At 39.8% G+C, this 16,537-nt stretch carries 14 protein-coding genes; 4 read left to right on the top strand and 10 right to left on the bottom strand.

The window, feature by feature from the left end:
• The first annotated feature begins 135 nt into the window (after positions 1–135).
• Positions 136–1,023: a dienelactone hydrolase family protein gene (locus tag LCH52_01330; protein MCA0387115.1), complete on the top strand. Its 888-nt coding sequence runs from the start codon at positions 136–138 to the stop codon at positions 1,021–1,023.
• A 157-nt stretch (positions 1,024–1,180) separates the two neighbouring features.
• Here LCH52_01330 and LCH52_01335 read toward each other — a convergent pair whose 3' ends face one another.
• Positions 1,181–3,370 carry an RNA-binding transcriptional accessory protein gene (locus LCH52_01335; GenBank protein MCA0387116.1) on the bottom strand — a complete coding sequence of 730 codons (2,190 nt, stop codon included), beginning with the start codon at positions 3,368–3,370 and terminating at the stop codon, positions 1,181–1,183.
• A gap of 202 nt (positions 3,371–3,572) precedes the next feature.
• A complete protein-coding gene (locus LCH52_01340; protein ID MCA0387117.1) occupies positions 3,573–4,676 on the bottom strand; it encodes an MBL fold metallo-hydrolase in 1,104 nt (367 codons plus the stop codon).
• Positions 4,677–4,866: 190 nt separating this feature from the next.
• Between LCH52_01340 and LCH52_01345 the strand changes: the two genes are divergently transcribed.
• A complete protein-coding gene (locus LCH52_01345) occupies positions 4,867–5,370 on the top strand; it encodes a sigma-70 family RNA polymerase sigma factor (GenBank protein ID MCA0387118.1) in 504 nt (167 codons plus the stop codon).
• Between the two features lies 1 nt (position 5,371).
• Complete coding sequence (locus LCH52_01350) at positions 5,372–6,028, top strand: hypothetical protein (GenBank protein MCA0387119.1); 657 nt, start codon at positions 5,372–5,374, stop codon at positions 6,026–6,028.
• A gap of 56 nt (positions 6,029–6,084) precedes the next feature.
• On the opposite strand, the gene ygiD is transcribed toward LCH52_01350, so the two are convergent.
• From ygiD to LCH52_01385, 7 genes are all read right to left on the bottom strand, one after another.
• Entirely contained in the window at positions 6,085–6,912 is an 828-nt protein-coding gene (ygiD, locus tag LCH52_01355) for a 4,5-DOPA dioxygenase extradiol (protein MCA0387120.1), read from the bottom strand.
• A 265-nt stretch (positions 6,913–7,177) separates the two neighbouring features.
• Positions 7,178–7,441 carry a Txe/YoeB family addiction module toxin gene (locus tag LCH52_01360; protein ID MCA0387121.1) on the bottom strand — a complete coding sequence of 88 codons (264 nt, stop codon included), beginning with the start codon at positions 7,439–7,441 and terminating at the stop codon, positions 7,178–7,180.
• Complete coding sequence (locus LCH52_01365) at positions 7,441–7,695, bottom strand: type II toxin-antitoxin system prevent-host-death family antitoxin (protein ID MCA0387122.1); 255 nt, start codon at positions 7,693–7,695, stop codon at positions 7,441–7,443. The genes LCH52_01360 and LCH52_01365 overlap by 1 nt, the downstream gene beginning before the upstream one ends.
• A gap of 68 nt (positions 7,696–7,763) precedes the next feature.
• Positions 7,764–9,056: an ATP-binding protein gene (locus LCH52_01370; protein MCA0387123.1), complete on the bottom strand. Its 1,293-nt coding sequence runs from the start codon at positions 9,054–9,056 to the stop codon at positions 7,764–7,766.
• Positions 9,057–9,243: 187 nt separating this feature from the next.
• Positions 9,244–10,254, bottom strand: coding sequence for a serine/threonine protein kinase (locus LCH52_01375; GenBank protein ID MCA0387124.1), 1,011 nt, complete (start codon positions 10,252–10,254; stop codon positions 9,244–9,246).
• Between the two features lie 538 nt (positions 10,255–10,792).
• A complete protein-coding gene (locus LCH52_01380; protein MCA0387125.1) occupies positions 10,793–12,163 on the bottom strand; it encodes a hypothetical protein in 1,371 nt (456 codons plus the stop codon).
• Positions 12,164–12,318: 155 nt separating this feature from the next.
• Positions 12,319–15,441: an N-6 DNA methylase gene (locus LCH52_01385; GenBank protein ID MCA0387126.1), complete on the bottom strand. Its 3,123-nt coding sequence runs from the start codon at positions 15,439–15,441 to the stop codon at positions 12,319–12,321.
• A gap of 267 nt (positions 15,442–15,708) precedes the next feature.
• Here LCH52_01385 and LCH52_01390 point away from each other — a divergent pair, with 267 nt between their 5' ends.
• Positions 15,709–15,876, top strand: a complete 168-nt coding sequence (locus LCH52_01390; GenBank protein ID MCA0387127.1) for a hypothetical protein — start codon at positions 15,709–15,711, stop codon at positions 15,874–15,876.
• Between the two features lie 405 nt (positions 15,877–16,281).
• Here LCH52_01390 and LCH52_01395 read toward each other — a convergent pair whose 3' ends face one another.
• Complete coding sequence (locus LCH52_01395; protein MCA0387128.1) at positions 16,282–16,446, bottom strand: hypothetical protein; 165 nt, start codon at positions 16,444–16,446, stop codon at positions 16,282–16,284.
• Positions 16,447–16,537 lie beyond the last annotated feature (91 nt).

The raw sequence follows: 16,537 nt of genomic DNA on the forward strand, positions 1-16,537 counted from the left end.
GTTACGCCGCCGAATCCTCCGGGTTTTTAATAAAATGACCAGTCAATATACCCTTCTCGAACTTTTTTAACAATTGCAAAGTTTATCTCTATGCAGGGTAAAAGATTTTAAATCACTTCCAAGGAACATATCAACATGAGAAAACTTTTTGTCATTCTGACATTCGCCATCCTGACCACGGGTGCCTATGCTCAGGAAAGCTGTTGCAGCCCGTCAGGGAAACAGGATAAAGCCACCACTTCAACTAAAACAGGCGATGCTGTGGCAATGTTTGCAAGCAATGCAGACGATCCAAATTTCGTAGCTGCCCACCTCGCTCCAAAACCGGTAGCTCCTGTTAACGGTCGCGGTGCAATGATCGAACTTACTCTTGCAGACAGATCAAAAGCACAGGCTTATTTCGTGAGAGCAAATTCAAAATCGAATAAATGGCTGATCGTTTTTCACGAATGGTGGGGATTGAATGACTATATTAAAAATGAAGCGGAAAAATATGCCGATGCCTTCCCGAATTTGAATGTACTCGCTCTCGATTTGTATGACGGACAGGTTACAGCCAGCCCCGATACGGCTGCAATGCTGATAAAAGAAGTAAAAACTGAAAGGTCGATGAAAATAATAGAAGCCGCAAAGAAACATGTGGGTGGTGCCGCTGAAGTGGCAACCCTGGGATGGTGTTTCGGTGGCGCAATGTCGATGCAGGCAGCCATAATTTTTGGGAAACAGGCTAAAGCCTGCGTAATGTATTACGGTATGCCGGAGATGGACGCAAAGAAATTAAAAAATCTGACCGCACCGCTTCTTGGTATCTTTGCGGAGAAAGATACATGGATCAACAGGGATGTGATCAACGGATTCGACAAGGTTTACAGAACATTCAAACGCAAATATGAAATTAAATGGTTTGATGCAGTTCATGCATTTGCCAATCCGAGCAATCCCGAGCACAACAGTGCCATGGCTGCGGAAGCAGAAGAATTAACCATGAAGTTTATCAATACCCATTTAATGGGTAAAAAGTAAACTCCATCTTAAACACGAAGTTAAGAAGGAAAGAAGCAGGAAAAGACCGGTTAAGCCAACGATTTGTGCCGGGGCACCGGTATGAGGCTCATACCATCAGGCTTGAATCTTCTTCGCTTCTTTTCTTCGTGTTAAAATTTCTTTTGGGGAATTTTAATTAGTCGACTAAACTAAGTGAAATTCTTTTCCTGTCAAGATCAACTTCAGTGATTGTTACATCAAGTACATCACCTGCATTGACAACTTCACTTGGATTTTTAACAAATCCTTTTTTCATTTTCGAAATATGAAGAAGACCATCCTGCTTTACGCCGATGTCAACAAAAGCACCGAAATCAACTACATTTCTTACGGTTCCTTTGACTTTCATTCCTGGTCTGAGTTCTTCCATTTTCATAATGTTGCTCCTTAGTATTGGTGGGGGTAATTCTTCTCTCGGATCACGCCCCGGTTTTTTGATGTTTTCGATTATATCCTGAAGAGTAATTTCACCGACATTTATTTCCTGCGAAATTTTCTTCAAGCCAATCTTGTTTAAATAAAAATCTATTACTCCACCCGTCTCCTTAATCTCTTCAGGCTTTATATTCACCATCTGAAGCAGTTTTTTAGCTGCATCGTAAGATTCAGGGTGGATCGATGTATTGTCAAGCGGTTCTTCACCATCGGGAATCTTTAGAAACCCGGCACATTGTTCATAAACTTTGTCTCCAACACCACGCACACCGAGCAGTTCGCTTCTTCTTTTGAATTTGCCTTTGCTTTCTCTGTGTTTCACTATCCCCTCGGCGAGTCTTTTATTGAGTCCCGATACATAAGTAAGAAGTGAAGTGGATGCGGTATTGAGATCGACTCCCACATAGTTAACGCAACTGACGACAACATCGTCAAGCTTCTTTGCGAGGAGTTTTTGATCGACATCGTGCTGATACAGACCAACACCTATCGATTTGGGATCTATTTTCACGAGTTCGGCAAGCGGGTCAAGCAATCTTCTTGCTATCGAAATGTTGCCTCTCTGTGATGCTTCGAGATCCGGAAATTCTCTTTTTGCCACCTCTGACGCGGAATAAACCGATGCACCCGCCTCGTTCACAACGATATATTTGCAATCGAGCGAGTTTTTGTTGATCAGTTCCGAAACAAATATTTCAGTTTCGAGACTTGCAGTACCGTTGCCGATGGCGATTACATCAACTTCGAATTTTTTGATCAAAGCGGTGATTATCTTTTCAGCTTCTGCGGTTCTGTTCTGCGGTGGATGCGGGTAGATTGTAGCCCCGTCGATATACTTCCCTGTTTCATCAATTATCGCCACTTTGGTGCCTGAGGCAAAACCGGGATCAAGTCCCATTATTATCTTGCCGGCAAGTGGTGGTTGAAGGAGAATGTTGTGGAGGTTTTCGGCAAATACTTCGATTGCGTGCAAGCCTGCCTGGTAAACCAGTTCGTTGCGGACTTCCCGGTCGATCGAAGGGAAAATCAGTCTCTTGAATGAATCTTCAACTGTTTTATCAAAAAACTCTTCAAAATTTGAGGTTTTGAATTTGAAGAAACTCTCTTTAATCTTTAAGTTGGCTGCAGCAGGTTCCACGGTGAAGTGGACTTTAAGGAATTTCTCCCTTTCGCCTCTGTCCAAAGCCATAACCTGATAAGGTTTTAATTTTGTAATGTCTATCTGAAAATCGTAGTAGGTTCTGTAAACATCCTGCTCACCTTTTGCACGGAGTTTAAGGTTTTTCTCATCCTGCTCGGGTGCATCTGAAGATTTTTCAGATTTAACAAGTGCCTCGTTGGAAACATGTTCACGGACAACTTTTCTTACTTCCGCATCCTCGCTGATCATCTCGGCTATTATATCGCTTGCGCCTTTTATAGCCTCTTCTACAGTAAGAACACCCAGCTCCTCGTTGATAAACGGGGTTGCGAGCTCTTCAAGTGATTGAATTTCATCGGGGTTCGAGAGAAGGTGAAGTGCCAGCGGCTCAAGACCCTTTGCCTTGGCTACAGTTCCGCGGGTTTTTCTCTTTGGTTTGTAGGGAAGATATAAATCTTCAAGTTCCTGAAGTTTAAGCGAGCCCTCAATCTTAATTCGAAGTTCATCCGTCAGCTTCCCCTGTTCCTCAATACTGTTCAGAATAACAGCTTTTCTCTCCTCAAGCATATTGAGGTATGAAAGCCTGTCTTCAATGGTTCTGAGCTGATCCTCATCGAGTCCGCCTGTCCGCTCTTTTCTGTACCGGGCAATAAAGGGAATTGTAGCTCCCTCTGCCAGAAGTGCCAGAACGGTATTTACCTGATCTCTGCGTAAGCCAAGCTCTTTTGTAATTTGATCGGGTATATTCATGCTAATTCGATTGGATTAATTCTTCTAATTCGGTTGGAATACTTCTTAGGCGTGGAATAACTTTATGGAATAAACTAAAATAAATGTCAACAATTCGGGGGACTACTACTGCTTCTGCTTAAAAAATTGATTTCAATGGGTCAATGTAAGCAATTAATTTAATATGCAAGCGAAAAATTTCATTTTTCTTCTTTTTTTTCAATTATTTTTTCTCAAATTTGATTATTTCACCCGGATTGGGGATTAATAGCCTGAATTTGTACTTCCTTTTGTTGTATTCTCTGATTATCGTCCGTTGAGGATCACCAATCGGTTCATCCCCCATTGCGAAGGTTCCGTAGTGCATCGGGATTAAATTTTTGGTTTTCATCTCCCTTGCACCCCTCAGTGCCTGAAGTGGTGAAGTGTGATTTGGATGCATAAACCATCTCGGTTTGTATGCCCCGATTCCTATCATCGCGATATCCACCTCGCCGAAGAGCTCGCCGACCTCCTTAAAATGACTTCCGTATCCTGAATCGCCGCCGAAGTAAATCTTTGTCTCTCCCGATTTTATCAGATATGCACCCCAAAGCCGGAGGTTTCTGTCGAATGGTCCCCTTTGGCTCCAGTGCCTCGAAGGGAGAAAAATTACCGACAACTCCTTCAAACCGAGTGAATATTCCTGATACCAGCCCGCTTCCATCACCCTCACTCCGGGAAGCCATTCAAGCAACAGGGGAGTTGTACGAAGTCCGGTAAGTATGGTCACATCCGGATTTTGTTTGTAGATCAGTTTCAGGCTCTCCTCATCCATGTGGTCACGATGGTCGTGCGAAAGGAAGATGTAATCAATCCCGCGCAGATCTTCTGTTTTAAACGGGAGGGGGCTGTATCTGATGTGAAAAGCAGTCGGTGCTGTAAGTACAGGATCTGTCAAAATTGTTTTACCGCCAATCCTTATCAAAAATGATGCATGCCCGACCAGAACCACCCCCTCTTCCCTGTTTTTCAGGAACTGTGTGGCATCCACCGTTTTCATCCTGAATGTATCTTTTTTCTTTGCTTCAGCTTCGGGATTTCCCCATGCCTGCCAGAGGAAAAATCTGTTGAAATCCTGATCAGCCGGAAACTCATGATTCTGAAATCTGCCGCTTTCATCCACGGGTGTACCCTTCCAGCCCGGCTTTACCGTTTTAAGGGTGTCAATCTTCATCGTCATTGTCGTTCGGTCGAAATCATTCAGGGATACACATCCGCTGAAAACAATTGCAGGAACGATTGTCAGAATCAGGCTTAATGCGAGTTTCGGGTGGAGTTTATTCATATTGGTTTAAATCTGATTGCGGGGTGAAAAGGTTCCAAAAACCCAAAGTGTGATTTTTATTCAACTCATGCGAATAATGTAACAGTAAATATCTAAATTTTGGAAATGAATTCAATGAATATAAATCCGTGCACCTGTTTGCACTTCAATTCCTTTGGCTACAGTGCAACAGCAGCAAAGAAAATAACAAATGATTAAGAACGAATCAGCTTTTGAAAAGTTACTCGAACAAAATTACGGCATCATCCGGAAGATTTCCAATCTCTATGGACAATCACCCGATGACAAGGCTGATCTGTCCCAGGAGATTTCGATTCAACTTTGGCATGCGTTTCCAAAGTTCGACGAAAATCAAAAATTTTCAACATGGATGTACAGAATAGCTCTTAATGTCGCCATTTCACATTACAGGAAAAACCGGACGAAGGGAAATTTCTTCACACAATACGATGAAAATCTTCACAATATCCCGGCTTCCGGAGAAGAAAACCGCGAAAACAAACTGGCTCTGCTCGAAAAGTTTATTTCCGAACTAAAGGAACTCGACAAGGCTTTGATGCTGCTTTACCTTGAAAAAAAGAAGCACGAGGAGATTGCCGATATACTTGGTATTTCTGTCTCAAATGCCGGCACAAAAATCGGCAGAATAAAACAACTATTAAAACAAAAATTCGACAGCTATAAAGGAGAATAATATGGAAGACAAGGCACTCAACGAACTGATGGCGGAATTCGACAAACAACTTGATTCGGGTGGAAATCCTGCAATAACCGGGAAAGTTAAAGGAATAAATCGAAAAAACGGCATGCGTTACTACTTCATTCGCACATGCTTCGAACTTTTTATCGGACTGATTACCCTGAACTTCCTGGTGAGCTTTCTGTTAAACAATCTGTCTTCTCCTTCTATCGTAATATCAGCCTCATTGATTGCGGTTTTTTCCGTAGCGATTATTTTCGCATCAGTGCGACAGTTGCTCCTCATTCTGAAATTTGATTTCAACAGGGATGTTGTAACCAATCAGAGCATTCTCACGGAACTGCAGACCCGCTTTCTCTTTTGGCTGAGAATTTCAATTCTGCAGATCCCCTTTTTCCTGGTTTACATCATTCTCGGATTTGCTCTCTTTTTTAATGTGGACATCTGGGTACACGGCGACAAAACCTGGCTTTACTGCAATATCATTCTCGGAGCAGTCCTTCTAATACCTGTAGTCTGGCTCTTCACAAAACTCACACCGGAAAATGTCGAAGTGCCATGGGTAAGAAAAGTGGTTATGCTGGCAGGCGGAGACCACCTGATTCAGTCGATGGAATACCTGGAACAGTTGAAATCGTTCAAAAACAGCTAACCGTCCGTCCCCGGTATCCATCAAGTCCGGGTTATAATGCTCAGTTGTTCGCGGGATTATCCGATCATCAACGACGACATCGATATGGAGCCGAGAACCAGTTTGTCGTTAAACCATGAGATTTTTTCTTCCTCTTCCTTTAAGCCAAGAGTGTAGAGGAGAGGAAGGAAATGCTCCGGTGTCGGAACTGCGAGATTCATCTCTCTCCCAAATTTTGAATAATCGAAGAGGCTTTTGTAATCACCGTTTCCGATTGTTTTTTTCAACTGAGAATCAGCTTCATATGCCCAGTCGTAGCCATACTCACTTTCGTTCATCCTGTCCCATGCAATTACACGAAGATTGTGAACCATGTTGCCGCTCCCGACAATCAGAACCCCTTTACGACGCAGAAATGAGAGCTCCTTTGCAAGTTCATAATGATATTCGGGACCCTGCCGCCGGTCGAGACTGAGCTGAACCACCGGCACATCCGCATTCGGGTACATATGTTTTATCACGCTCCACGCACCATGATCCAGACCCCACTTCTCATCGAGCCCCACTTCCGTGGATTTTACCCCGTCTTTTATTTCATTTGCCAGCTCGGGACTTCCCGGAGCCGGATACTGAACCGCAAACAGCTCCTTCGGGAATCCGTAAAAATCATGGATTGTTTCCGGCTTCGGTACCGCAGTCACATATGTGCCGTAAGTCTCCCAGTGCGCCGACACACAAAGGATCATCGAGGGTTTCGGAAGTGTCTCTCCCGCCTTTCTCCACCCTGCTGAAAACTCATTCTCCTCTATCGCATTCATCGGGCTCCCGTGTCCCACAAACAATACAGGCATCTTATCCGTCGACTTGTGCGTGTTTTGGATGTTCTTGATGTCATTCAGGTTCATTTTTCTCTCCGTGTTAGTAATTATATGTTATAACATATATTTTTGGAGGATGGTTCAATTTGGGGGGGAGGATTGAAAATGGTAAGGAAGTTAATCTCAGTGTTTTCCAAATTTCACTCTGATCAGACAACATAATTCACTTTCCGACATTAATGTCGGGAACATGCCTGTTTTTCGGACTAACTGATTAAAATTCAATTAAATGCAGGTAGAACATCTTCGCAACAACTTTATTAACTCGTTTTGTATAAACAAAAACTAGGATCTATAATAAATCGTAGTGAAACTTACAGGCCAAAATAAATATCTTATCATCCACGACTTTATATACAAGTCTGTGTTCTTGAGTAATCCTTCGCGACCACAAACCCGCCAATTCATAACGAAGAGCCTCAGGTTTTCCGGTTCCCTCATAAGGTGTTCGTTGAATTTCTCTAATCAGATCATTTATTTTTTTGAGTACTTTTCTATCTTCTGTCTGCCAATCGGTGTAATCTTCCCAGGCTTTTTTAGAAAAGACTATTTCCATTAATCAATTAACTCCGTTACAGTCACAACATCACCAGATTCAATTTGAGCCAAAGACTCCAGAATTCGAGCAGTAGTCTTTCTCGATTTTAATAAATGGAGCGTTTCCATAATTGAATTATATTCCTCTATGGACATGACAACCGATCCTTTACCTGTTGCTCTCTTAAGGAATAAAATTTCGTTGTCGTTCTCAACACTGTCCAGGTAGTTTTTCAGGTTGGACCTGAACTCACTAAAATTTGCAAGTATCATTGTTTTCTCATTTATTTACATTAATAAGTACAAATATAAGTACTTTTTTGAGAATATCAAATGTATTTTTAACGACTATGTTTGCCAAAAAAATCGCTCATTTCTGCCAAATACGGGATTGCACCATATCGCCCTTCCAGATACTCCTTTTCGAACCTGTCGTTCTTGCGAACCTGTATATCTGAAAGCGAATACAATTTTGCCGCTCCGAAAAGATCTTTTTCTATGAACCAAACCTGATCCCGTCTTAAAAGTTTTGAACTGAGAATGTTACTGCCATGAGTATTAAATATTAATTGTGCTCCGGTGACATTTCCAATCGAATTAAATAGTTCAACGATTTTTTCAGTTAAATTGGGGTGTAAACCGGAGTCAAGTTCATCCACCACCAGAGTGTTTCCGTCTGCCAATGCCTCAACAATCGGATAGGCGAGAGAGAAAAATTTCCTGGTACCACCCGACTCGTCATTTATCATTGAGAATTCTATCTCCTCTGCAGAACCATTCTTCTCATCGAACTTCAGGTGAGTTGTAGTTACCCCTTCCAAAACTGAAGGAAGGCTATTCACTTTTACAAAACCGGACGGCTCAATTGTCGGGTCGAAATCATCAGTTTTATCCAGCGACAAATTCTTTATATTGAAATTCACGATACCGATGTCTGCTGATATCAGAAATTGAAGTATCTTCTTTTTAACTTCGGGATTCATTGAATTAGAAACAGTCATTTTCTCCTGGAAACTTGAATCAATACCGGACAGAATCCTCAACTTTCTAAACCACTGCATTATTTTTTCGACATTAACATCATTCGCTTGCGCAGCGCTGGAAAGCAGAAGACAATTTGAACGGATTAATGGCTTAAAAAATTCATTCCTGAATATCTTAAACAAGGCCGGATGAGCATTAACCTCTTCACCATCACGGTTAAATATCATAACCTCTTTCCGATTCTCTCTTTTCCACAACCATTCTTTAACAACTCTAACCGTATCGACTTCAAATCCATATCGATAAATCGTATCATCCTGGAGGAAAACCAACTCAAATCCGGATGGCTTTTTTGAGGTCTCCTTACTAAGCAGATGCTGATTTACTTGTATCGGGTCACCATTCTTTAGCGACTGGAACGAATTCAAAGCAAACCAACGAACAAACGACAGTGCTTCAACAAACTTGCTCTTACCAGAGGCATTAGCACCAAATATCGCTGCACTCTTTAGTATCCTAAGTTTGAACTTGTCGTCATATCGGACATTCTCCGATTCTCTTTCTGACTTATCGTAATTGGAGGCTATCATACTAAAAACAACCTCATCCTTAAAAGTACGATAGTTCCTGACTCTAAACTCAAGCAACATAAATAATAAAACCTGTTTTTGTAAGTAATATGCAAAAATGTATTTTATTTTTGAAAAACCAAATTATTTTTTACATTTTTTGGGAATTGTTTGCAATAGAGTGATGTTTTAGGTATTTAGAGGTAACTTTGGTGTCTGGACAAGAAGCTCTAAGTGTTGAAGTAAATTAGAAGATAAAACCGATAGATTAGTTGAATGTTGTTTCGGCGACATAATTTTGAAGGTATGCAATTGCTTTGCCCAGGTCATCAAATGATTGGCATAGAGCTAAAATTCGGCGATTATTTTTTTTAATTTGTACTGTATATTGACACCCAGTCTGAATTACTTCCGCAGTGATTAATCCTTTTTCAGGAAGTTCACCTGTCCATTTATCAATGGTGATTCTATGCCATTCGATATCGGGTTTAAGCGATTCAAGAGCATTTCTGAATTGAGAGGCAGATAAAAATCTCTTATTCACCTCAAGATTTGTTGCCTTTCGAATAATGGCCTTCATTTTCTTTGGAATGTAACTTTCGTATCCCAATGTTTCTAATAGAGTTCCGCTTTTTAACCTTTCTCCTATATCACCAATTTGATTTATTCTTTCTCTCCAATTCGCAATATTATTCAGCGCTCGAAATAATGATACTCCCACAGCATAAATATCTGACTGAAGAGTCGTTGTTCCATTAACTATTATTTCAGGAGCTAGATGGGTGGTGTAACCAACTATTGAATTTAAAGTTTTAGTAGCTAGAATAGTTGCTAATCCAAAATCCGATAGCTTGGCGTAGTTCTTATCTATCATTATATTGGCAGGTTTAACATCGCGGTGCAATATACTTTTTGAATGAGCGAACTCAAGGCCGAATAGTATATCTATGAATATTTTCCTGACCTCTTTAATCGAAACAAACGTATTTGCTAATTGACATTCTAAGGAACCACCCCCTATGAATTCCATATCAATAATTACTACCTTTCGACCTTCCGATTCATATACATCTGCTTCATTTATCTTAACAATATGTTTATGTTTGCACTTGTTCAGCAATCTTGCTTCATTCAAGACCGATGTTATTTGTTCATCAGAATCGATGTTTATCACTTTTATTGCTTTTTCTTGCTCGATTGCACGATCGAATGCTTTGAATACTTGGCCGAACTGCCCTTCTCCAAGCGAACAGATTATCTGATACTTACCAATTTCCATTTAATCAACCCTCAATTTTATAGGCACAACCATGCAGATAGTAAAGCGTTTTTTTGATTATCGTCCCAATACGGTGGATGACATCCAAAATGATCATCGCAATAATCGAACATATTTAGTCCCTTTGGTAACCCAAATTTCGTTGAGGTGAAATTCTGTTTTACATACTCTATACAACTGATCCCTTCCTGATAGCTGATGTTATTAAGAAGTGCTGCAGGAAAAATTAGATTGTGAATTTGCTCTTTGTTTGGTCCTAACGAAAGGCGATATCCAATCTTTGAAGGTGAGTGAGCCTTTATTATCTGTCTAAATATCGAATCAAATCTGTCCATGTATTCAGGAATACAAGGAGTTGGATTTATTATCACTCTTTCTTTTAAGACAAGTTTTGGACTTGATTTAGAACCTTCAAGAAGACAAAACCTAATGTTGCCTTTTTGAAAATCGAATCCTAATGATCTCACAAATACCTCCATAATAGTGTTTTTGATGTAAGTTTTTTGTCTGCTATTTTTTCCGTTTGTAAATAGCTGGTTTAAGTACCCTCTAAGTTTTGTTGTTTAGGCATATTATCATATAATTTTAATAATCCCAATTCATTCAGAGCTGAATGGAAAATATTCTTTGGTGGAAAAGAAATTGAATTATAATCATCACAGTCACTATTGCAGTCTGGATAAGTATATATATCTAAAAAATTCTTATCACGTTTGGCGATTCTTTCCACATCCAGACTCTCCAAAATTTCATATGTTGCCAATAGTAAACAGGTAAATTCTAATGAATTACTCTTTCGATTAAAATCTGAAAGTGATTTATTCATTAATATTATTGGAAGAGGAAATTTTTCAAGGATATCAAAAAAAGACTTGTTAAAATTATCGATATCTATATGATTTTGAGAATTCGTTTCAAGAAATGGACGAATAAAATAGAAAGGGTCTGTTTGTCTCAATAAAAGTGCCTTCTCGAAAATGTCACAAAAGTAACCCGTAGCCTCCACGATTTTAGACCTCCCTTGTGATTTTGCTTCATTCTTAAATCTTTTAATATAGTTCACTATTTCGATACTGACAAGTTTCAAGCTTGCATCTTTTCTTAAAAAAATTTCTGGGTCTTTCCTGAACACATTCTCTCCAACCGTTTTTATTCCTTCAAGTATACTTATAAAAGAATCTGCGGGATTCTTAGAATTTAGTGCAGTATATGTTATTAATATTTTTTCTATTATAGTGGGTCGGAATTCGAGATAATAATTTAGGAAAGCTTCAAGACATCTATACGGATAGTATGGTCGATTTAAAAGGAATTCAGAGGTAAGAGTTGATAGATCTTGACTAAAAAAATACTCATCAATTGCAGTACAAAAGAATTCATCTAATGCTCCAAATGTCAAATAAAATGAATCACGCTCGTAACAATCAGAAATGTGAACTTTTATCCTAGTTGTTGTCCCAATTCTCTTTATGCCATTTATTTTGAATTTGTTATCTTTTCGAATTCGCTCGATTTTTGTTATTTTAAAGCTTGGAAAGTTTTTCCCGAATCTTTTCGCAAGATCCCTATCAATATCATCCTCTTTCAAAAATTTACAAACATCTTTCCAATAGCGAACATCATCGTAGGTTAATTTATGTTTGTTGCTATTTATTGGGAAAGCGTTAATACCCAGAACTGAGGCCATTCGAGTAATTATTCTAAACCTGTCAAAAAAGTTAATGCTAAATTGTCGAACTCCGGCACAAGTTGAAAGATTAATCAAATAATGATAATACTCATGAAAGATTGGGGCATGTTTCTTCTTGAATCCAATATCCCGATTTAATGATCGAATATCTTTTGTTTTCACCCCATCAAGACCTGCGTAAAACCGATCAGGAAAATATCTAATTTCATTGTAATTCATAAAACTTCCTTTTTTTATAAATAATACCTAATCATATCTGAAAATACTATTAAACTTCATCCTTTTAGCTAAAGAGCATGCAAAGTCTAGCATTCCGTGTGAATCTACTTTACAATCTTAATACAAAAACAATATCGCAAATAAAGTCAAAGTTTCTAAACCTCAAACACTTCATCTATCTCCTTCATAAGTCTGTCTGTCTCTGTCAAGGCGACTATAATTTTCTGATAGTGAAAGATATCTTCAAAGTTTAGAATTCTGCTCTTCCGGTCTTTTAGCCATTTTTGAGCAGGCTGATATCCACCGATATAAAATTCCCAGGCTGTTTGTGGCACACCCTCAAAATATTGAGTTTTATTAATAAAAACCTTTTGATCCTGATAAGTTATCTTTTCGACTTCGTTGTCTCCCTCAATAGGATAACGGGTGATATATTGACTGACTGTTGGACTCTCAAGCAGATGAATCTGTCTCAGTTCGCCGCCAAGTTTAACCATTTCCCAAAATGATTCCGCATCGGTCGGATAGGGCACTCTTGGGAAATCTATTCTTAAAAATTCTTTGTATTTTGTTCTGTATTTTGGAGAGTGCAAAACTGCGTATATATAATCAAGTATGTCGATCGGGGCAAAGGTACCTTCGGTTTCCTCTTTCTCCGGAGTGAAGGTTAGTCTAAGTTTGTCCGCAATTTGTGAAACGATTACCAAATTTAGATTCGGTTGTCTATAGCACCTCTCTGTTTCATTGAATTTAATTTTTGTAGTTGAATCGGTATGGTTATCATAAATGTAAAGTGGGAAAACATATCCCGTCTCTTTAGTCTGAAGGGAAACTGTACATCTTTCCGTAATTGTATTACTAACCAGAATATGTTGAAAATCAAAAGTGCTTTGCTGCCTACATGAAGTCAGAGCCAAATTATTCTCTTCAAAATGTTTCATAGTCGCAAAACTGGGACGCCTTAGAACAGTAGGATTATAGTACAGACTCCTCAAGTCGAATGGCCGATAGAGTACCCTTTTAATGTGTTCTTTCCCAAAATTTGTTTTTTTTATATTTTCAATCATTGGGAAATTACTATTGTTCTTTATATCATATTTTTGTATCAATTTTGGGTCGTCCAGATTTCGATAAACAAATTCCACTCTTTCAGCTAATTCCTTTTTGTCAAAATCAATAAAAAGGGAATCCCTGCCGGACTCAATCCCGGTATTGTAATTTTCAAATATCTTGTTTAAGGGAAAAAATAACTGGTAATCTGACATCTCCATATAGTTTACTGGCGTGAAAAAATGGTTACTATCACCTATTGGGATGAGTTGCCAATTTAGCTCAGGAAGACTGATACCCAATAGTTGAGCATATTTAATATCCCTAATACCGAAAATTTCAGAATGCAAAATTTGCCCATATTTCCCTATTTTCTTACCTGTTTTAATAAAAAGATTGATGCTAACGCCCTGCATAATATCAAAAACATTTTCATCCTTTGAACCGTCAGGAGCTTTTTCTTTTTTCTTGGCATTGCCGTGAAGATCGAGAATGTAAATCTTGTCAAAACTTTGAAGTAGCGATTCTCTCATTTTTCTGTGGATTAGTCCATCTATAAAACTGTTGTTGGTGATGAACGCTAAAATCCCTTCCCCGTTCTTGTCGATCAGATGTTGACCAAATCTAATGAACTTGATATAATCATCGGAAAGCGGTTGAATATTTCTTTCATTCAGTTCTCTTTTGTAATCAGCAACGAGCCGTTCTATCCATGCTCCCTTGTTACTACTGCTTACGGAATATGGAGGATTTCCGATAACCACCATAACGGGAGTGTCTCTTTTGATGAAGTTTGCTTCATTTGCTTCACTGCTCAACCATTTTGCAAAAAGAGTCCCTGTGTCGGGGTGATACTCCTCGAGGCTGTTCGTGAGATAGACACGATACCTTTGCTCTTTTGTTGGCTTGAAACCTGTTTCCTTTAGTAGAATATCCAGTTTCAGATGTGCCATGGCATAACTTGCCATCAAAATTTCGAAGCCGTTTAATCTGGGAATAAGATGATTCTCGACATAGTTGCTCCATACTCCCTTTTGCCCTTCAAATTTTTTATGAATGTGCTTAATCACTTCAGCGAGAAATGTAACCGTGCCGGCAGCAGGATCGAGAATTTGAACTTTGTGAACCTCCTGTTCAACTTTTTTCCCTTGAAAATCCACTTTAATCTTTGTTTTGGATGTATCTGAAAGCCCTTCATTAAGTCCAAATTCTGTTTTAAGGATATCATCAACCGCACGAACAATAAAGTTGACCACGGGAGCAGGTGTGTACCAGACTCCTCTGGCTTTCCGAAGTGAGGGATCATATTCCGCAAGAAAATTCTCGTAAAAATGGATAACGGGGTCTTCTTTTTTATCAACTTTACCAAAATCTTTCATGAGCTCCTGTACATCGGTGGCTCGAAAAACATCGGCGAGAGATTCCACTATCCATTTAATTCTGTCATCTATATCAGGTCCCGCAATATAATTGAACAGTTTTCTAAGAAACGGGTTGGTTTTAGGGATAAGTTCAGCAGCTTCCTGCCGTGAAAAATTTTCAAGGGTGGGGTCGTGATATCGTGCAGCAAACATACCATACGCAATGGTCTGAGCATAAATATCGGCAAATTCCTTGTTCCCAATATCATGAATCAACACTTCCTTAAAACCGTTCATTTGATCTTTGAGGGATGAGTCCTCATTTTCCAGATCATCATTTTCAAGAGACCTTTCCAGAACATCTGATAACATCCTTGCTTTTGATGCCATCATTTCAGCAAGTTGTTTGGAACTGGTGATTGTCTGGCCTGTTTTCAGGCAGAAATTGGTGATCAAGTCGGTAAACCGGGAGAAGTTTTCTCTCAGAACAACAATTTTCCCGTCGTGCAAATCGGCAAGTTTAACCGAACTGACAAATTTTCCATTTATATAATAATGAAAGTCGAGGTAGTCAGTGAAAATGAGATTATTGAGTGAGTTGCGATATCTGTCGAATTGTTCTTTAAGATTTTTGTGGGAGAGATCAATACCAATATCCTTTGCTTCAATGAAACCAACAGGGATATTTTCTCTTGTGATGATGTAATCAGGTGCACCACATTTAATTCTTGCAGGTTCATTTGTCACGAGTACATCAGGCACCATGCTCTCAAGAAGCAGTTGAAGATCACCACGATAGGCATGCTCTCGTGAGATACCGGTTTTATAACGCTTTGAGATGTTTTCCAGATACTCTTTAATCGTCATTTTGTATAATTTTTCAGTATTAAACATTGAAAAGAAAAAAATAAGGAAATCATCATTTTAATGATTTTTCCCTCCGGTAAATTTACAAAAGATATTCGTTTTAACAAAAAACGGTTGCTTTACCTGCCCATATGTCGCCCGGAGGGCTTTCTTGGGATTTGGTCGCTGTTTTTCTACCCATATGTCGCCCGAAGGGCTTTCTTGGGAGTAGTCGCTGTTGTTTCTACCAACATTCATCCCTCTTCGAGGGAAGCGGTGTGGGGGGGTATGCATTATTTCTACCAACATTCATCCCTCTTCGAGGGAAGCGGTATGGAGGGCATGGATTATATCTACCAACATTCATCCCTCTTCGAGGGAAGCGGTGGTGGTGTGGGATGTTTCATCTATTTTACGAACATGGCACTCGCCCGGGCGAGTTTTCCCATTTTATAAATTTGTCGGCAGGACAATCGAGACGATTGTCGCTCCTTTTCCGAAATCATAATATCTTATCTGCGAAAATCCGTCTAATCCGCGTGTATCTGCGTCCCCTGCCCATATGTCGCCCGAAGGGCTTTCTTGGGATTTGGTCGCTGTGTTCTACCCATATGTCGCCCGGAGGGCTATTTGGGGAATTTGCGCTCCGTTTCTCTACCAACATTCATCCCTCTTCGAGGGAAGCGGTGTGTGGGGGGGTATGCATTATTTCTACCAACATTCATCCCTCTTCGAGGGAAAAGGTGTGGGGGTATGCATTATTTCTACAAACATTTATCCCTCTTCGAGGGAAGCGGTGGTAGTGTGGGATGTTTCATCTATTTAACGAACATGGCACTTGAGCGGGCGAGTTTTCCCATATTATAAATTTGTCGGCAGGACAATCGAGACGATTGTCGCTCCTTTTCCGAAATCATAATATCTCATCTGCGAAAATCCGTCCATTCCGCGCGTATCTGCGTCCCCTGCCCATATGTCGCCCGAAGGGCTATTTGGGGAATTTGCGCTCCGTTTCTCTACCAACATTCATCCCTCTTCGAGGGAAGCGGTGTGGGGGGGGTATGCATTATTTCTACAAACATTTATCCCTCTTCGAGGGAAGCGGTGTGGGGGGGGA

Source organism: Bacteroidota bacterium, from assembly GCA_020161395.1.
Lineage (GTDB): Bacteria > Bacteroidota > Ignavibacteria > Ignavibacteriales > Ignavibacteriaceae > UTCHB3.

Bases quoted from the DNA above. Each gene is read 5' to 3' on its own strand.
- LCH52_01375 (MCA0387124.1), bottom strand. From the start codon at position 10,254: ATGGAAATTGGTAAGTATCAGATAATCTGTTCGCTTGGAGAAGGGCAG.
- LCH52_01360 (MCA0387121.1), bottom strand. From the start codon at position 7,441: ATGGAAATAGTCTTTTCTAAAAAAGCCTGGGAAGATTACACCGATTGG.
- LCH52_01330 (MCA0387115.1), top strand. From the start codon at position 136: ATGAGAAAACTTTTTGTCATTCTGACATTCGCCATCCTGACCACGGGT.
- LCH52_01340 (MCA0387117.1), bottom strand. From the start codon at position 4,676: ATGAATAAACTCCACCCGAAACTCGCATTAAGCCTGATTCTGACAATC.
- LCH52_01390 (MCA0387127.1), top strand. From the start codon at position 15,709: ATGCATTATTTCTACCAACATTCATCCCTCTTCGAGGGAAGCGGTATG.
- LCH52_01380 (MCA0387125.1), bottom strand. From the start codon at position 12,163: ATGAATTACAATGAAATTAGATATTTTCCTGATCGGTTTTACGCAGGT.
- LCH52_01395 (MCA0387128.1), bottom strand. From the start codon at position 16,446: ATGTTGGTAGAGAAACGGAGCGCAAATTCCCCAAATAGCCCTTCGGGC.
- LCH52_01365 (MCA0387122.1), bottom strand. From the start codon at position 7,695: ATGATACTTGCAAATTTTAGTGAGTTCAGGTCCAACCTGAAAAACTAC.
- LCH52_01370 (MCA0387123.1), bottom strand. From the start codon at position 9,056: ATGTTGCTTGAGTTTAGAGTCAGGAACTATCGTACTTTTAAGGATGAG.
- ygiD (MCA0387120.1), bottom strand. From the start codon at position 6,912: ATGAACCTGAATGACATCAAGAACATCCAAAACACGCACAAGTCGACG.
- LCH52_01350 (MCA0387119.1), top strand. From the start codon at position 5,372: ATGGAAGACAAGGCACTCAACGAACTGATGGCGGAATTCGACAAACAA.
- LCH52_01385 (MCA0387126.1), bottom strand. From the start codon at position 15,441: ATGACGATTAAAGAGTATCTGGAAAACATCTCAAAGCGTTATAAAACC.
- LCH52_01345 (MCA0387118.1), top strand. From the start codon at position 4,867: ATGATTAAGAACGAATCAGCTTTTGAAAAGTTACTCGAACAAAATTAC.
- LCH52_01335 (MCA0387116.1), bottom strand. From the start codon at position 3,370: ATGAATATACCCGATCAAATTACAAAAGAGCTTGGCTTACGCAGAGAT.